The 17673-nt window shown below is 56.7% G+C and carries 14 protein-coding genes; 9 read left to right on the top strand and 5 right to left on the bottom strand.

What is annotated here, in order from left to right; all coding sequences use genetic code 11:
* Positions 1–9 precede the first annotated feature (9 nt).
* The 4 genes from nuoL to EDC27_RS13890 are packed head-to-tail and all read left to right on the top strand — an operon-like array spanning position 10 to position 5879.
* Positions 10–1929, top strand: coding sequence for an NADH-quinone oxidoreductase subunit L (gene nuoL, locus EDC27_RS13905; RefSeq protein WP_123291240.1), 1920 nt, complete (start codon positions 10–12; stop codon positions 1927–1929).
* Between the two features lie 30 nt (positions 1930–1959).
* Positions 1960–3528, top strand: coding sequence for an NADH-quinone oxidoreductase subunit M (locus tag EDC27_RS13900; RefSeq protein WP_123291239.1), 1569 nt, complete (start codon positions 1960–1962; stop codon positions 3526–3528).
* 10 nt (positions 3529–3538) lie between these two features.
* Complete coding sequence (locus tag EDC27_RS13895; protein WP_123291238.1) at positions 3539–5005, top strand: NADH-quinone oxidoreductase subunit N; 1467 nt, start codon at positions 3539–3541, stop codon at positions 5003–5005.
* A 37-nt stretch (positions 5006–5042) separates the two neighbouring features.
* Positions 5043–5879 (top strand): GAF domain-containing protein, encoded by an 837-nt coding sequence (locus EDC27_RS13890; RefSeq protein ID WP_170161833.1) that lies wholly within the window; start codon positions 5043–5045, stop codon positions 5877–5879.
* 13 nt (positions 5880–5892) lie between these two features.
* Here EDC27_RS13890 and EDC27_RS13885 read toward each other — a convergent pair whose 3' ends face one another.
* The gene (locus EDC27_RS13885; RefSeq protein WP_170161832.1) at positions 5893–7152 is read right to left on the bottom strand and encodes an EAL and HDOD domain-containing protein; all 1260 of its coding nucleotides are present in this window, start codon (positions 7150–7152) and stop codon (positions 5893–5895) included.
* 191 nt (positions 7153–7343) lie between these two features.
* Here EDC27_RS13885 and EDC27_RS13880 point away from each other — a divergent pair, with 191 nt between their 5' ends.
* The 4 genes from EDC27_RS13880 to EDC27_RS13870 all read left to right on the top strand — a co-directional run bounded on the left by EDC27_RS13880 (position 7344) and on the right by EDC27_RS13870 (position 11363).
* Entirely contained in the window at positions 7344–8213 is an 870-nt protein-coding gene (locus EDC27_RS13880) for a DMT family transporter (RefSeq protein WP_123291235.1), read from the top strand.
* 135 nt (positions 8214–8348) lie between these two features.
* Positions 8349–8693, top strand: coding sequence for a hypothetical protein (locus tag EDC27_RS16100; RefSeq protein WP_170161831.1), 345 nt, complete (start codon positions 8349–8351; stop codon positions 8691–8693).
* 104 nt (positions 8694–8797) lie between these two features.
* Positions 8798–10408, top strand: a complete 1611-nt coding sequence (locus EDC27_RS13875; protein WP_170161830.1) for a cache domain-containing protein — start codon at positions 8798–8800, stop codon at positions 10406–10408.
* 250 nt (positions 10409–10658) lie between these two features.
* Positions 10659–11363 (top strand): Crp/Fnr family transcriptional regulator, encoded by a 705-nt coding sequence (locus tag EDC27_RS13870; RefSeq protein ID WP_245994600.1) that lies wholly within the window; start codon positions 10659–10661, stop codon positions 11361–11363.
* On the opposite strand, the gene EDC27_RS13865 is transcribed toward EDC27_RS13870, so the two are convergent.
* Positions 11311–12321, bottom strand: a complete 1011-nt coding sequence (locus tag EDC27_RS13865) for a DMT family transporter (RefSeq protein ID WP_123291233.1) — start codon at positions 12319–12321, stop codon at positions 11311–11313. The genes EDC27_RS13870 and EDC27_RS13865 overlap by 53 nt on opposite strands.
* 258 nt (positions 12322–12579) lie before the next feature.
* Between EDC27_RS13865 and EDC27_RS13860 the strand changes: the two genes are divergently transcribed.
* Positions 12580–13680, top strand: coding sequence for a TRAP transporter substrate-binding protein (locus tag EDC27_RS13860; protein WP_123291232.1), 1101 nt, complete (start codon positions 12580–12582; stop codon positions 13678–13680).
* A 117-nt stretch (positions 13681–13797) separates the two neighbouring features.
* On the opposite strand, the gene EDC27_RS13855 is transcribed toward EDC27_RS13860, so the two are convergent.
* From EDC27_RS13855 to EDC27_RS13845, 3 genes are read right to left on the bottom strand one after another with little or no spacing between them, the layout of a single operon-like run.
* Positions 13798–15114 (bottom strand): TRAP transporter large permease, encoded by a 1317-nt coding sequence (locus EDC27_RS13855; protein ID WP_211334914.1) that lies wholly within the window; start codon positions 15112–15114, stop codon positions 13798–13800.
* Entirely contained in the window at positions 15114–15656 is a 543-nt protein-coding gene (locus EDC27_RS13850) for a TRAP transporter small permease subunit (RefSeq protein ID WP_123291334.1), read from the bottom strand. The genes EDC27_RS13855 and EDC27_RS13850 overlap by 1 nt, the downstream gene beginning before the upstream one ends.
* 33 nt (positions 15657–15689) lie before the next feature.
* Positions 15690–17453, bottom strand: coding sequence for a gamma-glutamyltransferase family protein (locus EDC27_RS13845; protein WP_170161829.1), 1764 nt, complete (start codon positions 17451–17453; stop codon positions 15690–15692).
* Positions 17454–17673 lie beyond the last annotated feature (220 nt).

Here is a 17673-nt window from a genome sequence, read left to right as displayed (position 1 = left end):
GAGGTCCCTATGGAAACGGCGTGGATCGTTCCGGCTTTACCCTTTGCCGGTTTTGTAGTGAACGGATTGTGGGGACGACGGCTACCCAAGACGTGGGTGAGTCTTGTGGCGTGCGGCGCCATGGGTTTAGCGTTCGCGTGGGTGTTATGCCTTTTTTGGCGGCTTTTGCAGGTGGCGCCGTCCCAGAGGTTTTGGGAACCCGTTTATTACACGTGGATGCGGGTGGGGGAGTTTCAGGTCCATGTTTCTTTTCTCGTGGATCCGCTGAGCATGGTCATGATGCTGGTGGTCACGGGGGTGGGGTTTCTCATTCACGTTTATTCCATCGGCTACATGAACGATGATCCAGGTTATTCGCGCTATTTTGCCTATCTGAATCTTTTCGCTTCGGCCATGCTGCTTCTGGTCATGGCCAACAATCTCTTGGTCATGTTCGTGGGTTGGGAAGGCGTGGGACTGTGCTCGTACCTGCTCATCGGTTTTTGGTACGAAAAACAATCGGCCAGCGATGCCGGAAAGAAAGCCTTTATCGTCAACCGCATCGGCGACTTTGGCTTTTTGCTCGGGATCTTTCTCACCTTTTGGACCTTTGGATCCTTGAATTTTCGAGAAATCTTTGAGGCGGCCGTGGCCCACCATGCCGTGGGCGACACCGTGCTGGTGGGCATCACGCTGCTGCTCTTTGTGGGCGCCATGGGAAAATCGGCCCAGATACCGCTCTATGTCTGGCTTCCCGACGCCATGGAAGGTCCAACCCCGGTTTCGGCCCTCATTCACGCGGCCACCATGGTCACCGCCGGGGTTTACATGGTCGCCCGATGCAGCGTGCTCTATGCCTTGTCTCCATTATCCATGGGCTTCGTGGCCATGATCGGAGCGGTCACGGCCGTCTTTGCCGCTTCCATCGGGTTGGTGCAAAACGACATCAAGAGAGTCCTTGCCTATTCCACCGTGAGCCAACTGGGATACATGTTTCTCGGCTGCGGTGTGGGGGCCTTTGTGGCGGGCATCTTTCATCTGATGACGCATGCGTTTTTCAAAGCCTTGCTCTTCCTCGGGGCGGGAAGCGTGATTCATGCCCTGTCCGGAGAACAAGATATGCAGCACATGGGTGGCCTGCGTCGTTCCCTGCCGGTCACCTTTACTACGCTCTTGATGGGCACCTTGGCCATTGCCGGCATCTTTCCCTTTGCGGGCTTTTTCAGCAAAGATGAAATTCTCTTTGAAACCTTCATGACCGGCCATATTACCCTCTACGTTCTGGCGCTGGCCGGAGCGGGCTTGACGGCCTTTTACATGTTTCGTCTAGTCTTTTTGACTTTCTACGGTGAATCCCGCATGGATTCCCATGCAGCGGCCCATGTTCACGAAGCGCCCAAAACCATGGCCATCCCTTTGATGATTCTGGCGGTGTTGTCCCTGGTGGGTGGATGGATTCAGGTGCCGGGAGTGGAAGGGGGGCGCGTCTTGGGCCGCTTCCTGGAACCGGTCTTTCACGAAGCTGCGCGTTTTCTAAGGCACCACGGCCCGGCGCATCCATCGCTTTGGGTCGAAGGGGCTTTCATGGCCCTCTCGATCGCTGTGGCTTTGGTGGGTATTTTCGTCGCCTATCGGTTTTACATCGCTGACCCGCAACGGCCCGTGCGCATGGCCCAGAGGTTTTCTCGAACCTATCGGTGGGTGTTTCATAAGTACTATGTGGATGAGGTGTATCAGGCGGTGATGGTCGAGCCGCTCAAACACGCGGCCAAGGGGCTGCATCAGTGGGTGGATCGGCGAACCATTGACGGGGCCGTGGACGGAACGGGAAATTTGTTTCGCACCTTGAGCGGCCTGGTGCGCCGCGTGCAAACGGGGGTTTTTCCCCACTACGCCCTGTCGGTGATGGCGGGAGCGTGCCTGCTGCTTCTTTTCATCATGGCCCTCTGACCGAACGTGCCTCGATAAAAGGATGGGGTGATGGAGTCTGTGTCCTTTCCTCTGCTTTCCACGCTCGTGTTTCTTCCCTTGCTGGGCGTACTGGTGCTCCTCGTGGTGGACCGGGACAACGAACCGGTGCAACGCTGGACGGCCTTGACGGTCATGGGAGGCTGTTTCGGCCTGGCCCTTATTGTCTATGCGGGATTTGATGCGACCAACGTGGCGTACCAGTTCGAAGAAAAGATTCCCTGGATGCCTGGGTTGGGCATGACCTATCACCTGGGTGTGGACGGCATCAGCCTGCTTTTGGTCATGCTCACGGCCTTTCTGGGTCCCCTTTGTGTCCTGGCGTGCTGGTCGGATATTCGGTATCGGCTCAAAGAATTCCTCATTTGCCTTCTGCTCTTGCAGACAGGCATGCTGGGGGTTTTCGTGAGCTTGGACCTGGTGCTTTTTTATATCTTCTGGGAAGTGATGCTCATTCCCATGGCCTTGCTCATTCTCATCTGGGGCCATCCCGCGCGAAGGATCTATGCCGCCGTCAAGTTCTTCCTCTACACCATGGCCGGATCCGTGTTCATGCTCGTCGGCATCCTTGTGCTGTATTTCCATCATGCGCGCACCACGGGCGTGGCTTCCTTTGATCTGGTCACGCTGAGCGGCCTGAATCTGCCGTTTTCTCTGCAGCTCTGGTTGTTCCTTGCCTTTGGGGTAGCTTTTGCCATCAAGGTGCCCATGTTTCCATTTCATACATGGCTCCCCGACGCGCACACGGAAGCTCCCACGGTGGGCAGTGTGGTGCTGGCGGCCGTGCTGCTGAAGATGGGCACCTACGGTTTCTTGCGGTTCAATCTACCCCTTTTCCCCGAGGCCTCTGTCTTTTTCATGCCGGTCATGGTGGCGCTGGCCTTGGTGGGTATTATCTACGGCGCGTTCATGTGCCTTGTTCAAGAGGATTTAAAGCGCCTCATCGCCTTTTCCAGCGTCAGTCACCTAGGTTTTGTCATTTTGGGCCTGTTCAGCTTCACGCTTCAAGGCATGCAGGGCGGTGTGCTGCAGATGATCAATCACGGGTTGAGCACCGGGGCTTTGTTCCTCCTGGTGGGCATGCTTTATGAGCGGCGGCACACGCGCCTCATTGCGGATTTTGGCGGCCTGTCCACGCCGGCCCCCGCCTTGACCACTTTTTTCATGATCGCCACACTGGCCTCCATTGGCCTGCCGGGCCTGAACGGTTTTGTGGGCGAATTTCTCATTCTGCTGGGGACCTTTCGAGCTAAGCCCGTCTGGGCTGTGCTGGGGGCCACCGGGGTCATTCTGGCTGCCTGGTACATGTTGTGGATGTTTCAGCGTGTGTTTTTCGGAGCCGTGACCCACGACGAAAACAAACGGCTTCGCGATCTGGTGCCTCGCGAGATCGGTGTGTTGGTGCCTGTGGTGGGTATGATCGTTTGGATCGGCGTGGCCCCCACGACCTTTCTGGAAAAATCTGAACCCGCCGTCTCTCATGTGTTGCAGAAGGTGCGGGAGCGGGTGCCGACGGCCGAAGAGCGCCCCAGTGCGTGGATGACAGCCTGCGCGGCATGGGAACACATCAAGGGAAAGTGAGGCATGGTCCATGTCGGTGGTAACGCTTCTTTATGAATGTCAAGGGATCTTTTCCGCCCTGATCCTTTCCGTGACGGGAATCCTCGTGCTGCTTCTCGACGCCTTTTCGCCTCTTGGACGCAAAGGCAGACTGGGGGCCGTGGCCGTGACCGGAACCCTTTTGGCGTTGGCTTTGCTGCGCATGGATTCTGCCGGGTCGACCTATTTTCAGGGTATGGTTGTCTGGGACCGGTTCAGTGTGTTTTTGAGCGGCGTGTTGCTGTTGGGGTCCGTGTTGGTCATTTTCCTTTCCCTGGACCAACTGCGGCGCACCGGTTTGGAATGCGGCGAATACTATGCCCTGGTACTTTTCGCCACCACGGGAATGATCCTCATGGTGCAAGCCGCTCATTTCATTGTGCTCTTTTTGGGGCTGGAAATCTTTTCCCTCGCCATCTACATTTTGGTGGGCCTTGCGCGCCATGAAAAGCGTGCCAACGAAGCCGCCGTGAAATACGTCCTTCTGGGTGGGTTTGCCTCCGGCTTTCTGCTCTACGGACTGACCTTCATCTACGGCGCTACGGGCTCTCTTTCCATGAACGCCATCGCCGCGCATTTGGGTAAGGGCGAAACGGTCTTCAATCCCTACCTGCTTTTGGGATCCGCTCTGGTTTTAGTGGGATTTGCGTTCAAATTGGCCCTGGTTCCCTTTCATTTGTGGACTCCCGACGTCTACGAAGGGGCTCCGACGCCCGTGACGGCTTACATGGCGGTAGGGGTAAAGGCGGCGGTGTTTGGCGCCTTGGTGCGCACCTTTTGGGTGGCTCTGCCCGCGGTGCATGCCCATTGGACCCTGTTCTTTTGGGCGCTAGCGGCCATGACCATGACCGTGGGCAATCTCATGGCCCTGGCCCAAGACAGCATCAAGCGCATGCTGGCCTTTTCCAGCGTGGCCCATGCCGGGTACTTGTTCATGGCCGTGGTGGCCGATTCTCAAGATGCCTTGACGGCTCTTCTTGTCTATCTTTTGGCCTACACGGTGATGAACGTGGGGGCCTTTGGCGTCCTGGTGACGGTGCAAAACCGGCAGGAAAGTGGGGAGCGGTTGGAAGACGTTCGAGGTCTGGGCAGGCGGTCGCCTTTTTTGGCAGCCTGCATGGCCCTTTTTCTGTTTTCACTTGCCGGGATTCCGCCTACAGCGGGATTTGTGGGCAAATTCATGGTCTTTTCCGCGGCCGTGCAGTCCGGTTATACAGGGTTGGTGATTGTGGCCGTGATCAATTCGGTGATTGCCGCTTATTATTATCTTCGCGTCGTCATCACCATCTACAAGCCCGGGGACGAATCGAGCGAGGTCTTTTCAGAACCCATGACGGCGACGCTCAGTGCCGGGGAAAAAGGCGCACTGCTGGGCGCGGGCGCTCTAACGGCCTTGGTGGGCGTGTGGCCCCATGCCTTTTGGAACCTGGCGCGCCAAGCCGTGCATGTGCTGTTTTGAACGCTTTGATCCACAGCCGGGATTGAAAGGAAACGCCATGGAAAAGAAGACCAGTCCTCAGGTGCAACGGGCGCTGACCCTCGTGCTGCAGGGGCTATTGGAAAGCCTTGCGGAGCCGCAGGTGGCCGATCTGGTGGTGGATCGCCTGGCTCGAAAGGTGCAACAGGACGGTTGCTGCCCGCTCAATATCAAAGATGTCTCGGACCTGGAAGCGTGCCCCTTTACGGCGCTGTCTCTGGAATGCTTTCATCGCCAGGCGTTTGTGGGCGAAGATATCGACGAAGATTCTGTGGCCATGCTGCGGCTTTTCAAGAATCCCTACCTACAAGGGTTCATGAACATCAGTCGCACGGTGACATCCACGCTGGAGTATCGCAGGGTGCTACAGGTGATTGTGGAGGAAGTCACCAAGATCTTTAAGGCCAAAGGCTGCACACTGCTGCTGCTGGATGAGCAAAAGTCGCGTTTGGACCAAGTGGCGGCCTACGGCTTGAGTGAAAAATATCTGGAAAAGGGGCCGGTGGACGCGGCGCGAAGCATCGCCGAGACCACCGCGGGAACGCCCGTGCAGATCTACGATGTGCAAGACGATCCGCGCGTCCAGTACCCGGCGGAAGCGGCCATGGAAGGCATCGGTTCCATTTTGGCTGTGCCCATTGTCATTCGGGATCGTGTCATCGGCAGCATGCGCATTTTTACGGAAAACAAGCGCCGTTTTCATAAATACGAAGTGGAATACGCCATGGCCGTGGCCGAACAGTGCGGCATCGCCATCGAAAATGCGCTAATGTACAGTAAAGGCCGAGAAAAGTACCGGTCTCTGCTTTCCGAAGTGCACAACTGGATCGAATACTGCGCCTACCGACCGGAATAAGAATTCGCGGCGTTTATTGAACGCGAAAGACGCGTTCCGTCCATTCCACGGCCTGAAGGTATCGGGCTGTGAGCGCGGACGGGTCAAGGTGAAGTTCGGAACCGATGCGGGACAGAGTGTCCCACTTGGCTTGTTCGTAGCCGAGAACGATTTCGTAGAGGACGCGTTGCGGGTTCATGGAGCCCAGCAGAGCAGCTTTGATGGCCTCGTCCAGAGGCAGTTCCTCAAGGGCCTCGTCCAGGGGGCGGCTCAGCAACGTGTCCATCACGGAAAAGATGCCCATAAGAAACAGCTGATCCTTTTGGGCGCCCATGCCCATAAGATCCGCCAGCAGCTCCAGGAATCGGGCTCGTGTCAGAGAAAGCTTGAGCAATTCATTGGGTTGCTTGGTCGTCAGCCGGGAAAACACACTCAAAATGGCCCACTTGCGGATTTCCCGCTCCCCAAGCAGCGCCAGGGCATGACGGATGGATGTGACCCTATGGCGCAGCCCAAAGAATGCCGAATTGATGTAGCGAAGCAGCTTGTAAACCAGAGCGGGGTCCCGCTTGATCACGTTGTGGAGCGATTCCATGTCAAGGTCAGGCCGGTTGAGCTCGGCGATGAGCTTGAGGGCGTTGAACTTGAATACCGGCACGTCTTTGCGTTGAATGATGACGGGGCGACTGAAAAAATATCCTTGAAAAAGTGTGTAGCCGGCTTCCAGCCCTTTGTAAAATTCCTCCCGCGTTTCGGTCTTTTCGGCCAGAAGATGTGGGACTCGAGAATGCAGATCCCGAGCTATGCGCTCCTGCGCGGCGGGAGATGTCTCCTGAAAGTCCACCTTGACAATGTCCACTAGATCAAGCAGTCCACAGTGGGAATCTGTCAAGACGATCACATCGTCCAGGGCCAATAGGTAGCCGGAATCCTTCAGACGCCGGCACGCCTTGTGCACCGCCGGCGTGGGTTTCACACTTTCCAGGATTTCGATGACAGCCCATTCCTTGGGCAGAAGATAGGGGGCCTCCTGCAGCAGAAGGTTTTCCGTGAAATTGACAAAGGCCTTACGGCCTCCGGCAAAAAGTTCCGTGCCCATGGTGAAGAAAAGGTTTTGAATGACGGATACCGAAGCCTCGTCCCCGTCATGAAAATGGGCTTCTTGATCTTGGAACGCGGCCCGATAAAGGATCTCGTAGCCGTAGACCTGAAGCCTTCGATCGAATATGGGCTGTCGGGCGATGAAACTTTCCACCGATCCCATGAGGTTCAAGAGGGCGTTTGGGCTCTTCATGGTGTGCGCCTTCCGTGGTGCGGGAGAGGAAGGTGGTGTTTTGGCTTCACGTATAAGCATGTGTGCACCTCTTTCTGTAAGGTAAGAAGACGATGTGCGGCAAGACATGATCCACGTCGGGGTGGCTTGGACATGAAATCCTCGGGCATTTTCCATAACGGTTTTTCTGTACGCTTCTGCGCCATGAGATCATGTGGGTGGCCCTCTCTGTTCTGACCGCTCTGGCGGCCGCGTCCGTCGACGCCTGGACGAAGAAGTTTTTCGGCCATCGCGATGCCGTCACCATGGCTTTCTACCCACTGGGTTACAGCCTGCCGCTTTTTCTCGCCACATGGCCCTTCGTGCCTGTCCCGACCTTGGATGCCACATTCTGGTGGTGTTTCGGGCTCTCCGTTCCCATCAACTGTCTCAGCTTTGTGCTTTACATGGAAGCGATTCGCCTTTCCCCCTTATCCTTGACGGTGCCCCTTTTGACCTTGACTCCCGCCTTCATGGTGATCACGGGATACGCCTTCTTGCAGGAAGCGGCGTCGTGGCCCGCCGTGTTGGGCATCGCCATTATCGTCTGCGGAGGCTATCTACTTAACGCTCCTTCCGCACAAGAAGGGATGCTGGAGCCCCTGCGATCCCTCGCCAGGGAAAAGGGATCCCTGGCCATGGTGGCGGTGGCTTTCATTTACAGCTTTTCTGCCGTGCTCGGCAAAAAAGCCATCCTTCACTCTTCTCCTATGTTTTTCGGCGTTTTTTTCTTCGTTCTTCAAAATTTTTTGTTGGTGATCTGGGCGATCCTGACCGGCCAAGCCGATGCCCGCCTTTTCATGACGTTGTCCAATGCTTCAAAAGGCCTGCTTGTGGGATCGCTCTACTACCTGCATGTGATGCTGCACGTATGGGCCATTTCCATGACCCAGGCCGCCTACATGATATCACTCAAGAGGTTGAGTGCCGTCTTTGGCGTGCTTTATGGCGCATGGCTGTTTCGTGAAAAGCATGTGGGCTGGCGCCTTGTGGGATCGGCCATCATGGTTGCTGGAGCGGCCCTGGTGGCCGTGGGCGGCTAGACTCAGATGGCTTGCGCGCGTTACGATAAACAATACAATTGTGGGACGTGCTCTTGTAAGGGGCTTGATGGAAAAAGTGGTGGGTCAAGGCGCCATGCCACGGTGTTTTGAGCCCATGGAGAGGGAGGAATCGGCGTGAGGGTCAAGTGGACACAGAGTTTTGTAATCCTTTTGGTGACAGCCAGCTTGAACGCGTTGGCTATTTCACAGGCATTTGCCGCTAGAAACAACATCTATCGGGCAGGATACGTCATGGGCTTTCGAGATGCTTTGGCATGGAAAGCCAAAGACCCATCGATGACGGCAGGCCGCTATGCCGAGATGACGCGGGATGCCCTGGCGGCGCAAGGGCCGGTGCCCCGAAACTTCTGGCGCGGCCTGCGCGACGGCTATCGCGATGCGGTGCGTGCTTACACACCCAGGTTCACCGAAGGGGATGTGGACCCGGAAAAACTTCCTGCGCATCTGCGCCCTCGATAAAAAAGGCCTTATTTTCGCTCAAGTTTTCTTCCCATCCTTCCGAAGAGCAAGACAAGACAGGGGAAGTTTTTGGATTCATGAGGGTATGCACAGGAGGGATGGTGATGGCAAAGTTTGGGCGAAAGGGAGGCAAGTTTTCCACAAGGTTGATCGTGTACTGTGGCGGGGGAGTCGTGGCCTTTGCGGCCGTCTTGGTCTGGATTTCCATTTCGTTGCAATCGCGCCTCATGGAAGAAAAACGCATTGCCACGAAACACATCGTGGAGGTGGCCTATTCGGTCCTGGAGAAGTATGCCAAGATGGCGCAACAGGGAATAATCGCCGAAGACGCAGCCAAAGAGCAGGCTTTGGATCAAATTCGGACCATGAGGTATCGAGAAAACGATTACTTCTGGATTAACGATCTTAAGCCGGTCATGGTCATGCATCCAATCAAACCCGAACTGGACGGAAAAGACCTTGCGGATTTCAAGGATCCAAACGGGAAGCATCTTTTCGTGGAGTTTGTCAAGGTGTGCCGTGAAAAAGGGGCTGGTTTTGTGGACTATCTCTGGCCCAAACCAGGTATGGAAAAGCCAGTGCCCAAGGTGTCCTACGTGAAGCTTTTTCAGCCGTGGGGATGGATTGTCGGCAGCGGCATTTACGTGGATGATGTGCGCGCCCAGGCCAATCAGATTCGCCTTACCTTTGGACTGATTGTCGGGGCGCTATTGGTGCTGGGGCTTTTGGCCACCTGGTGGATTGTGCGCTCGGTGACTCGTCCCGTTTACGGCGTGGTTCACGGGCTACATAACGGTTCTGAACAGCTGGGGGCCGCCTCAGATCAGGTGGCTGAGGCCGGTCAATCCCTTGCTGACGGCGCCTCCCAGCAGGCGGCGTCCATTGAAGAAACATCGTCCGCTCTGGAGGAATTGGCGTCCATGACCCGTCAAAACGCAGACAATGCCGGCCAGGCCCATGGCATTGTCAAGGAAGCGGCCCGGGACATCGAAGAAGCCACGGAAGCCATGGGGGACCTGACCAGGGCTATTCAGGCCATTTCAGAAGCCAGTGAACAAACCCAAAAGATCATCAAGACCATCGATGAAATTGCCTTTCAGACCAACCTGCTGGCCCTCAATGCGGCCGTGGAGGCCGCTCGAGCCGGCGACGCCGGAGCCGGCTTTGCCGTGGTGGCCGATGAGGTGCGCAGTTTGGCCATGAGAGCTGCCGAGGCGGCGCGAAGTACGGCTGAAATTATTGAAGATACAGTGAAAAAAGTTCGGGACTGTTCCACGATGGTGACGCGGGCCAATGGGGCCTTTACGAAGGTGGAAACGGGGAGCCGGCGCGTCGGGGATCTGGTGGCGGAAATTGCAGCGGCCAGCAGTGAACAGGCCGAGGGCATCGAACAAATCAACAAAGCGGTGTCCCAATTGGATCAGGTGGTGCAGCAAAATGCGGCCCATGCGGAAGAGACGGCGTCCGCCTCCAGCGAATTGCAACATTTGGCCGAGCGCATGAAACACTTTGTGGCGGAGCTGCAAAGCATCGTGGGCGTCTCCGTTATGGAAGAGCACGTTGAGCGCACCCCACGCCGCGGTCGGCGTTTCCAGAAAGGCAACGGCAAGGCCGCAGATGAAGCCGCGCACGGCGCTGCAGAAATGGTGCCTGCAGCTGGACGCCCAATCAAAGCGCGGCCTGGCCAAAAAGTGGATTCGGTGGGCGATTTTTGACGTTGCGCCCATGCCTCGAGAAAAACATGATCCCCTTTTTTCGTAAAGGCTTCCCGGGGCGGCATGATATAAGGACCTGGCGGACGCGGAGACCTTGAAGCGTTCGCCAGGTCTTTTGGCGTTTGGTGCTGCTCCGAGAAAAGTAATGCCTGGACACGCGTGCGGACGACCTGTTCGATCACTTTAGGTCTGATTGCCATGGCATAAATCAAGATGTGACCCCGTTGACCCGCTGGCGGGGAGGCAGGCTATGAAGGACAGAGGATCGCTTGCCAACAAGATGGAATGCCTGAGCCACGGGCTCTTGTTTGAAAACCTGTCGCGAGATCAGCTGGCAAGGCTTGCGGCCATGTGCACCGAGTGCCTCTATCGCAAAGGGGAAGCGATCTTTGCAGAAGGCAAGAAAGCCGAAGGGTTTTACGTCGTCTGCAGTGGCCGTGTGAAGGTCTACAAGGTCTCTTTTGACGGCCGCGAGCAGATCCTTCATCTTTTTGATGCCGGAAACATTCTGGGAGAGGTGCCGGTGTTTACCGGCGGAACCTACCCTGCCCATGCAGAAGCCTTGACGGACGTGGAAGCTCTCTTTATCCCCAGGAATGCCTTCATCCGCTTCATTCAAGAAGACAACAGCCTGGCGCTCTCCATGTTGGCGGTACTTTCCCGCAAGCTGCGTCATTTCACGGCCCTTGTGGAAACCCTTTCCCTCAAGGAGGTTCCCGGAAGGCTCGCGTCCTATCTTCTCTACCTGAACGAACGCAACCCTTCCGCCGACACGGTGGACCTGGATGTGACCAAAACCCATTTAGCCGCCGTGCTCGGCACCATTCCGGAAACCTTGTCCCGTATCTTTTCCAAAATGGTGGCTGCCGGGCTTATTGAAGTGCAGGGCCGCTCCATCCTTATCAAGGATCGGGAAGGTCTCGCGGCTTTGTCCCAAGGGGAGAAGCTCGGCTGAAAAGGCGTGGCCCAAGACCTGTTTGAGGATTTCCAAGGCAATAGCCCACAAGTCCTCCAACGATGAGGGTCAATCCGGTCCAGCCCCACAGAGTGGGCCAGACACCGTGCAAGAGAAGGATTTCGCCCACAAGAGAGAAAACCACTTCTCCCGCTTGCGTGGCGTCCACCGCGGCGATGGCCAGGGGCTCGTGAGAGGCGTTTCGGGCCTTATAGAAAAGAGATGTGGCGACGACACCGGAAGACAGTGCCACAATGGCGGTTTGCATCCATTGGGAGCTCTCAGGTGGCGCAGGGCTTACCACCGCCCACAGAAGAATCCAGAAGGGAAGGGATCCCAGCGTCATGAGGAGGACACACGTGGGGGCATCGCGAAGGTGGGGATGGCGCACGAACGGTATCCTTTGAAAACCGCCGTGACGGGCCGCGTTGAGCATTTGATTTCCCGTAGGGTAGGCAAAAGCCGCCAGGACCACGGCCAGGGCTCCGAAGAGGGTTTCGCGCATCTGTGTGGGCTGTTCCACCTGTTGTGCATGCACGAGAAGAATGCCCACAAAGATGAGGCCTGTGAACACGACACCGACATAGGGTATAGGACGCTTAAACGCCCAGAGAACCACGGGCGTCGCCAGAATGGTGATCTGCCATGTGGCCGCGACGACCCATCCGGGCGCATGATCGGCCGCAAAGCACAAAGCGCCGTAAAACACGCCGAACCCGATGCTTCCCGCGGTGATCCAAAAGAGGATATGGGTGCGAAAGACGCCAAGAACTTCGGTCAAGTAGGTCCATCCGTGTCGGACAATGATCCATAAAGTAAGAATCCACAACATATGGAAATAGCGAAGCACGGCCGACCAGACCCAGTGCCCGCCGGAGAGGCTCATGGCCCGATTCACAATGAAGGTGGCGCTAAAGAAGGCCGATGCGGCCAATCCCCACATAACCAGACGAATCATAACGGTTCAGCTCCTGGAGCTGTGTTTAAAAGGCTGACGTGGTTGGGCGCCGCGTCGAAGAGTATTTGGCATGAATGGCTAGCTGTGGTAAAGGGAAATGACGAACGGGTCAGGCGAGGATCCCTTTTACTCCTTTTCCCTCTCTCGATTTTCCCTGTGCTGCGCAACCTACTTACCCCCGCCTGCGACAGTGGCTCAATTCCAGGGAGTCAAGGTGGCAACAAGGACACGTACCAAGGTGAAACGAAGGAGGACGGAATGGACAGAAGATCGTTCGTCAAGAAAGTGGGACTGGGATCGGCTGCGGCAGTGGCAGCGGCGACCGTTAACGCCCCATACGTGTGGCCCAAAGGGCAGACTTATAAGTGGCGCATGGTGACCACATGGCCACCGGAGTTGCCCGTGCTGCAGACCGGCGCTGAGCGGTTTGCCAAGCGCGTGGAGGAAGCCAGTGGAGGGCGCTTGAAGATCGAGGTCTATGCAGGCGGGGAACTGGTTCCACCCCTGGGTACCTTTGATGCCGTCTCGCAAGGCACCGTCGAATGCGGCAGTTCCGCTTCCTATTATTGGGCGGGTAAGAGTCCGGCGGCACAATGGTTTTCAGCCGTGCCGTTTGGATTCAATGCTCAAGGAATCAACGCCTGGTTTTATTCTGGCGGAGGATTGAAGCTCTGGGAGGAAGTGTACGCGCCCTTTAATGTGGTGCCCAGACCTCAGGGCAACACAGGTGTGCAAATGGGCGGCTGGTTCAACAAAAAAATTGAGACCCTTGACGATTTTAAAGGCCTTAAGATGCGCATACCGGGCCTCGGCGGAAAGGTTCTGTCAAAGGCAGGAGGGACTGTGGTCCTGTTGGCCGGCGGAGAGATCTACACCTCGTTGGAACGCGGCGTGATCGATGCCACGGAGTGGGTGGGCCCGATGCACGACCTGCGCATGGGCTTTTATCAAGCCGCCAAGTACTACTATTACCCGGGTTGGCACGAACCGGGGACGACACTAGAGGTGATCTTCAACAAGAAAGCTTATGAGTCGCTTCCCAAGGACCTGCAGATCATTCTCGATGCCGTGGCCATGGAAACGAATCTTTGGAGCTTGAGCGAGTTCGAGGCGCAGAACGGGGCCGCCCTGGAAACCTTGGTCAAAGAACACAAAGTGAAACTGGTGCGTTTCCCCGACCAGGTCTTGGACGGACTGCGGAAGCTTGCCGAAGAAACCATCGAAGAAGAAGCCAACAAGGACCCCGTTGCCCGTAAGGTCCATGAAGCCTTCAAAGCGTTCAAGGCAAAGATCGGCGCGTGGGGATCCGTTTCAGAAAAAGCGTACTACGATGTTATCGCCGCGAAGACCGGCGCCTGAGAAACGTCACCGCCCTTGCGGTGTGCCTTTGCATCCATGGCAGCCCGCAAGGGGGGCTGGGGAGGGGTCACAGAACGCGCGCCCGGCAGGGGTCTCTTGGGCGCGCGTTCTTTTTTCTCAGCGCAGGAGCTTGTGTGGAAGCCACGTGGCTAAGGTGGGGAAAAAAACCAAAATTAACAAGCTAAGAAGTTGCAAAACAACAAAGGGAATGATGCCTCGATAGATGTGGCCTGTGGTGATTTCCGGAGGGGCCACGCCTTTGAGGTAAAACAGAGAAAACCCAAAGGGCGGCGTCATGAAAGACGTTTGAAGGTTGACGGCAAACAGGATGGCAAACCAAAGAGGGTCAAAGCCCATGGCTTTCATGATGGGCGCAAGAACCGGAATGTGGATGAAGGTGATTTCGATGAAATCCAAAAAGAAGCCGATGATAAAGACGATGCTCATGCAGATGAAGAGCACGCCCCATTTGCCGTAAGGAATATGCGTCAGAATGTTCCGAACCCAATGATCTCCACCTAATCCTCGAAAAACCAGCCCGAACGCCCCTGCACCCACCAAGATGATAAACACCATACAGGTGAGACGCGTGGTGGTTTGCATGACCTGAACCAGAATCTCTAAGGAAAATTTGCGGTATGCGGCCGCCAGCACCATGGCTCCCGTGGCTCCCACGGCCGCGGCTTCCGTCGGTGAAGCAATGCCGGCAAAGATGGAGCCTAGGACGCTCACCATCAGCACAAGGGGCGGAATCAAGGCCTTGGCGAGGCGTCGAAAAAGCCCAGCTTCTAGTATCTCCCGCCATTCCTCCTGGGGAATGAGAGGTGCCCAAGCGGGTTTGATTCGAGCCACAACGAGGAGGTAGAAGATATAGAGAACCACAAGGAGCAGACCGGGAATTGCGGCGCCGACGAAGAGGTCACCGACGGAAACCCCGATGATGTCGCCGAGAAGGACCAAAACAATGCTGGGAGGAATGATCTGTCCTAGGGTCCCGGAGGCGGAAATGGTTCCTGTAGCCAATTCGGGCTGATAGCCTCGCCGCAGCATGGTGGGAAGACTCAAAAGCCCCATGGTCACCACGGTGGCTCCCACAATGCCCGTGGATGCGCCGAGAAGTGCACCGACGACAACCACGGAAACGGCCAGACCTCCTCGAATTCTACCAAAAAGCAGAGCCATGGTCTCCAAAAGCTCTTCGGCAATGCCGGAACGTTCCAGCATCACGCCCATGAAGACAAAAAGGGGCACCGCAATGAGCGTAAAGTTGGTGATGACGCCCCAGATGCGCAGAGGCAGCAGATGAAAAAAATCCCAACCAAACCCGTACAGACCGAAAAACAGGGCCGTTCCCAAAAGGGTAAAGGCAACGGGAAACCCGAACATGAGAAGGATAGTCAGAGTAAGAAACATCAGTCCTGGCAAGGATTCCATCAGTGCTCTCCTTTCGCGCCTTTCGCAGAGGTTTCGGTCGAGCCCATCAGCACCATAAGGCTGCGCAAAGCCATGGGAACCCCTTGGATGGCCACCAAAGCAAATCCCAGAGGGATCATGGCCTTGATGACGTAGCGGGCAGGAAGCCCTCCGGGGTCCGGAGACCCCTCGGCGATGGACCAGGAGTTTGCCACGAAAGTCATGGAAGTGGCGATGATGAGGTAGCAGCCAGGAAAGAGGAACAGAAGGCATCCCAGAAAATTAATCCACGCTTTGGTTTTCGGGGAAAAGCGTTGATAAAAGACATCCACGCGCACATGAGAATCGTAGAGCAGGGTGTAGCCGGCACCCACAAGAAAGAGAAAACCGAACAGATGCCACTCCAATTCCTGCACAAAAACAAAAGTGATTTTGAAAAGGTAGCGCAGAATGACGTCCACGGTCACCACGGCCACCATGATCAACGACACCCAGGCGATGCCACGGCCGATAGTTCGATTCACGGTGTCCAGGCGGTCGCACAATTCGGCTAATTTTTCCATAAGTTCTCCTCCATCACGAAGATCATGACGACGTCACCAGGCCAAGGCGCAGGATGGGAACACACCGTGGCGATGGCCTCGAGGATCGGCCCCTGCCACACAAAGCCCGTCCCTTTCGCGGGACACCGCACATATGAAGCCCAAACTCCAGGGCGGATCCACCACCACATCGTGGCCTAGGGATTCCAGGGCGCGTCGAGTCGCTTCGGGCATGCGCGATTCCACACGCACCCGTGCCGGATAGGCGTCATGGGGATAAAAAGTCCCGGGGAAATGGTCCGAACAGACCTTGGGCGCTTCGATGGCTTGGGCCGTGTCCATGCCAAAGACTACGCGGTTGAGGAAAAATTGCAGGGTCCATTGATCCTGCTGATCCCCGCCCATGGTGCCGAAGGCCATCCATGGCTGGCCGTCCCGAAAGGCCAAGGATGGCGTCAGGGTGGTTCTCGGGCGTTTGCCCGGCTGCAGGGCATTGGGATGCGCAGGATCCAGGTAAAAGGTCTGAAGCCGCGTGCCCAGTGAAAACCCCAGGGAGGGCACGATTTCGTTGCCGCAGATCCATCCGCCGCTGGGTGTCACAGCAGCCATGTTGCCTCTTGCGTCAGCCACGGCCACATGCACCGTGCCGTAACCCCAGCTTTCCCATCGAAAGACGGCCTCGGGGGCCAGCAGGGCCTTTGCACCTCGAGGATCCCCGGGACGATGGGCTCGGCTGGCTTTACGAAGGTCCAGAAGAGGGCGCCGCAGTGCGGCGTAAGAAGAGCTGAGCAGCTCTTTCAAGGGGACGTCCACAAAACGAGGATCCGCGTAGTATTGCTCGCGATCCGCAAAGGCGAGCTTGGCCGCTTCCAGCCATAGGTGCACATAGGCTGGATCATGCCAGGCCATGGATTCCAGATCAAAGCCTTCAAGAAGTCGTAACATTTGGAGAAACACAGGGCCCTGAGACCATGGGCCACATTTAAACACCTGTGTGTTTCGAAAGACCACGCTCACCGGTTCTTCAAACCGCGTTTCGTAAGATTCCAGATCGGTTCGTCGCAGGAAACCATCACGCTCCTGAACGAACCGGTCGATCTCATCGGCAATGTCCCCCTTGTAGAAAGCGTCACGCGCCGCGCGTACCCCTTGCGCCGGATATTCGCCTCGGCTTCGGGCCTCTTCCATGAGATAATCCAAAAAACGTCCGTAGGCGGCATTGACAAGGCGTGATCCCGGCTCCGGCACGGTGCCGTCCCTGTTCAGGTACAGGGCGGCTGAGGTGGGCCACTGTCTTTGAAACAGTTCGGCGTTTTCTTGAATGCCGAATTTGGGCATGTGCACCAGCCCTTCATGTACGGGAAAGCCGTTCTGAGCCAAGGCCTTGGCCGGAGCCAAGACATCTTGCACAGGGAGGCTTCCGAACCTTTCCAGCATGTCCAAGACCGAAGCGACGGCGGCGGGGACGCCGACTGCCGGCATTCCCTGGGAAGGGATCAAAGTCAAGCCCCGAGCGCGATAGGCCTCAAGAGTAGCGGCGGCCGGGGCTTGCGTATTGCCGTTGACCACCGTGACCGACCGGTCCCGAGCGGAATAGAGCACCATGGGGCATTCGCCACCGAGAGTGAACATGTGCGGATTGACCAACCCTTCCACGAAAACGGCTGCCGCGGCGGCATCAAAGGCATTGCCGCCGGCTTTGAGCACGTCCATGGCTGCCTGAGCGGACAAATAATGTTCGGAAGCGACCGCTCCGTGAAAACCCATGGCGGGACGGAAATCCCCGCCGGACTCGTCTTTCTTTCCAAAATAGCGCATGAATGGACTCCTTGTCAGATCGAGCATCTCAACATCAGGGTTCGATCGCCAAAAACTTTTCCCCACCTAAAAGGGGAAAACGGATCATCGAGATCGGGGGCGGTGCGGGGTGGGCCGAAACGGAACAGGGCCGAGAGCGGGTGTTACGGGAGCGGTGTCGCGAGTCAGGGTAATCCGGCTCATCCCCTGGCGATGGGCTACTGACACGTCTCACGCCTGT

Origin of the sequence: Desulfosoma caldarium, assembly GCF_003751385.1 — a bacterium.
Taxonomy (GTDB): domain Bacteria; phylum Desulfobacterota; class Syntrophobacteria; order Syntrophobacterales; family DSM-9756; genus Desulfosoma; species Desulfosoma caldarium.
Note: the sequence above shows the minus strand (reverse complement) of the source record. Positions and strands in the feature narration are given on the sequence as shown.

Coding starts and splice junctions, on each gene's coding strand:
- nuoL (WP_123291240.1), top strand. CDS start 10: ATGGAAACGGCGTGGATCGTTCCGGCTTTACCCTTTGCCGGTTTTGTA.
- EDC27_RS13900 (WP_123291239.1), top strand. CDS start 1,960: ATGGAGTCTGTGTCCTTTCCTCTGCTTTCCACGCTCGTGTTTCTTCCC.
- EDC27_RS13895 (WP_123291238.1), top strand. CDS start 3,539: ATGTCGGTGGTAACGCTTCTTTATGAATGTCAAGGGATCTTTTCCGCC.
- EDC27_RS13890 (WP_170161833.1), top strand. CDS start 5,043: ATGGAAAAGAAGACCAGTCCTCAGGTGCAACGGGCGCTGACCCTCGTG.
- EDC27_RS13885 (WP_170161832.1), bottom strand. CDS start 7,152: ATGAAGAGCCCAAACGCCCTCTTGAACCTCATGGGATCGGTGGAAAGT.
- EDC27_RS13880 (WP_123291235.1), top strand. CDS start 7,344: ATGTGGGTGGCCCTCTCTGTTCTGACCGCTCTGGCGGCCGCGTCCGTC.
- EDC27_RS13875 (WP_170161830.1), top strand. CDS start 8,798: ATGGCAAAGTTTGGGCGAAAGGGAGGCAAGTTTTCCACAAGGTTGATC.
- EDC27_RS13870 (WP_245994600.1), top strand. CDS start 10,659: ATGAAGGACAGAGGATCGCTTGCCAACAAGATGGAATGCCTGAGCCAC.
- EDC27_RS13865 (WP_123291233.1), bottom strand. CDS start 12,321: ATGATTCGTCTGGTTATGTGGGGATTGGCCGCATCGGCCTTCTTTAGC.
- EDC27_RS13860 (WP_123291232.1), top strand. CDS start 12,580: ATGGACAGAAGATCGTTCGTCAAGAAAGTGGGACTGGGATCGGCTGCG.
- EDC27_RS13855 (WP_211334914.1), bottom strand. CDS start 15,114: ATGGAATCCTTGCCAGGACTGATGTTTCTTACTCTGACTATCCTTCTC.
- EDC27_RS13850 (WP_123291334.1), bottom strand. CDS start 15,656: ATGGAAAAATTAGCCGAATTGTGCGACCGCCTGGACACCGTGAATCGA.
- EDC27_RS13845 (WP_170161829.1), bottom strand. CDS start 17,453: ATGCGCTATTTTGGAAAGAAAGACGAGTCCGGCGGGGATTTCCGTCCC.